Source organism: Cobetia sp. (genome assembly GCF_983723665.1).
The window spans coordinates 1,161-4,228 of sequence record NZ_CFDJES010000191.1; the positions used below are offsets into that span (position 1 = coordinate 1,161).

The window sequence follows — 3,068 nt, forward strand, 5'->3', positions numbered from 1 at the left end:
GGCAGCTTCATGCGGCCCTGGGCGACGAAGGAGGTGAGCAGGGCGTCGAGACGCTCCATCAGCTCGGCTTCGGCGGTCAGGCGGAAGGGGCCGTCGCGCTCGATCTCCTCGATGCCTTCCTTCTTGACGTTGCCGGCGACGATGCCCGAGAAGGCACGACGCAGGTTGGCCGCCAGTTCGTGCACCGGCTGGTTGCGGTGCAGCGCCAGGCCCGACATGTTGGCGTGGGTCGGCGCGAAGGGCTGCTGGAAGTGCGGGGCGATATGCAGGCGCCAGTTGTAGTAGAAGGCATCCTGATGCTGGCGACGGAATTCCGCCACCTCGTCGATGCCACCGCGCATGGTGCGTGCCACCTCGACCGGATTGTCGATGATGATGGTGTAGCGCGAGCGCGCTTCCTCGCCCAGGGTGTAGGCGATGAACTCGTCGATCTGCTTGAAGTACTCGGCGCTGGACGCCGGGCCGGTGAAGATGACCGGGAACGGCAGCTCGCTGTTTTCCGGGTGCAGCAGAATGCCGAGCAGATAGAGAATCTCTTCGGCGGTGCCCACGCCGCCCGGGAAGACGATGATGCCATGTGCGGTACGCACGAAGGCTTCAAGGCGCTTCTCGATGTCCGGCATGATGATCAGTTCATTGACGATCGGGTTGGGCGATTCGGCGGCGATGATGCCCGGCTCCGAGATGCCCAGATAGCGACCTTCGGTGCGACGCTGCTTGGCGTGCGCGACGTTGGCGCCCTTCATCGGGCCCTTCATGGCACCCGGGCCACATCCGGTGCAGATGTCGAGATCACGCAGGCCGAGGTGGTAACCCACGTCCTTGGTGTACTCGTACTCCTCGCGGTTGATGGAGTGACCGCCCCAGCAGGTGACCAGACTCGGCTCACGCGAGGACTTCAGCGCCCCGGCGTTGCGCAGGATATGGAACACCGCATTGGTGGTGCCTTCGGTGGTCGTGAGATCGAAACGCGGGGTGTTCTGGATCTCGTTGGCCACATAGACGATGTCACGCAACACGCTGGAGAGATGCTCGCGAATGCCGCGGATCATCTTGCCGTCGACGAAGGCATCGCCGGGCGCATTGTCGAGCTTGAGGCGAATGCCGCGGTCCTGCTGCAGCACCTCGATCTCGAAATTCTTGTGTGCGTTGAGCACCGCGACGCTGTCATCGGTCTGGCTGCCGCAGTTGAGCACGGCCAGCGCACAGCGGCGCAGGATGTCATGCAACCCGTTGGAGGAGGTATCGCGCAGGCGATTGACCTCATCCTGGGAGAGCACTTCCAGGCTGCCTTCCGGCGAGATGATGGTCGAGACCAGCATGGAGCTGGCATCACGTGAATAGGTCGTCGCTTCGCTGGTGACAGAATTCATGACTGTCTTCCTTGTGTCAGGCGCCCACGGTGGTCTGGGCGCGTTTCCGGGCTTCTGCCCAGAGTTCAGCAATGCGCTCGCGGTCGTCCACGCTCATGCTGTCCTGGGCAAAGGCGTGCTGCATCCACTCTTCAAAGGTGGCGTCAAAGTCTTCCGCGACCACATCCTCGGGATCGTAATCGGCGTTTTCCAGCACCAGTTCCACCTGGGGGATCATGTACCCCAGCGGGAACAGGTCATTTTCGGCACAGTCGCTTTCCATGGCGAGCAGCGCCTTGTGAATGGCTTCGCCGCGTGCAGCCAGAGCATCAGACATCTAAAGCATCTCGTGTTTCGGGCCAGTCCGAAGATTGGCCAGGACAGGGGTAAAGCGCCGGGCCCTGGCGCGTCGCCGTGGCGTTGAACACGGCAGACGCAGCCAAGGTGGCAGCTGGCATTGTCCATGATGCTAACACGCGAGAGTGGCGGGGCGCAGCGCTGCGCATGGCGGCCAGCTCTGGTAGAATCATGTGCTTTGCGGGTCGGTGGCACCTGTGCAGACATGGCAGTTGCGTCATGCAGGTCGTCGCCGGCAACACGATGCGCCGAGTCGCGTCCCCCGTTCGTGAGTGGTCAGTGCCTTCATGTTCAACGCCCAGTATTTTCGTACCTTCATCACACTGGTGGAGACCGGCAGCTTTACCCATACCGCGCGCAAGCTGGAGATGACCCAGCCCGGCGTCAGCCAGCATATTCGCAAGCTGGAGCAGTATCTGGGCCGCTCGCTGCTCAATCGCCAGGGACGCAAGTTCTCGCTGACCGCAGCGGGGCGTCGCTGCTATGACTACTCCATCAAGCTGTTCGCCGAGCACACCCAGTTCATGCACTCGCTGGATGATGACTCCCCGGACAGCGGCGAATGTCGCGTGGCCAGCCCCTCAAGCGTCGGGCTGATGTTCTACCCGTTCACGCTGGGCTATCAGCAGCAGCATCCGGGGCTGACGGTCAGCTACAGCTTCGCCTTCAATTCCGAGATCGTGCAGGACGTGCTGGCGGGTCGCTTCGACCTGGGCATCGTCACCGAGCCGGTCAAGCATCCGGACCTGAACTTCGAGCTGTGGCATCAGGAGCCGCTGTGCCTGGTGGTGCCCGCCGACTTCGCCGGCAACAGCCTCAACGAGCTGATGGCGCTGGGCTTCATGAATTACGCCGATGGCGTCAACAATGCCAGTGCCTTGTTGCGTGAGAACTTCGCCGGCGAATTCCGCTCCATGAGCCACTTCCCGCAGCAGGGCTTCACCAACGATATCGGCATGGTGCTGGACGCCGTGGCGCGTGGTCTGGGCTTCACCGTCGTCTCGCGCACGGTGCTGGAGACCTCGCCGTGGCAGCGTCAGGTGCGCGAGATGCCGCTGACCGAAGCCGTCTACGAGAACCTCTACATCGTCACACGTGACAATGCCGAGGTGCCGCGCCGCTACGAGCAGCTGCTGGGCGAATTCCGCCTGCAGCGTCGCAATACGCTCTACGGCTACGCCGATGCGCCGGAAAGCTTCGACAACATGGACTTCGACAGCATGGTGTAACGCCTCGCGTCGTCATCTGCGACTCCCGAAAGCCCGCTCCTCATGAGCGGGCTTTTTCGTGTCTCACCGTCGCCATCTGCGCCGCGCGAGGCGTCGCCCTTTGTGCACCACCTGGTTCCAGCCGCTGCCG

Annotated in this window: 3 protein-coding genes; 1 reads left to right on the plus strand and 2 read right to left on the minus strand. The window is 62.8% G+C overall.

From position 1 onward, the window contains the following. The coding region (gene ppnN / locus AC4FAH_RS13560; protein WP_490246211.1) for a nucleotide 5'-monophosphate nucleosidase PpnN at positions 1–1,373 on the minus strand (1,373 nt) is incomplete at its 3' end. Between the two features lie 16 nt (positions 1,374–1,389). Continuing rightward, positions 1,390–1,689: a hypothetical protein gene (locus AC4FAH_RS13565; RefSeq protein ID WP_043334118.1), complete on the minus strand. Its 300-nt coding sequence runs from the start codon at positions 1,687–1,689 to the stop codon at positions 1,390–1,392. A 307-nt stretch (positions 1,690–1,996) separates the two neighbouring features. On the opposite strand from AC4FAH_RS13565, the gene AC4FAH_RS13570 reads away from it, so the two are divergent. Beyond that, positions 1,997–2,938: a LysR family transcriptional regulator gene (locus AC4FAH_RS13570; RefSeq protein ID WP_043334148.1), complete on the plus strand. Its 942-nt coding sequence runs from the start codon at positions 1,997–1,999 to the stop codon at positions 2,936–2,938. Positions 2,939–3,068: the final 130 nt, after the last annotated feature.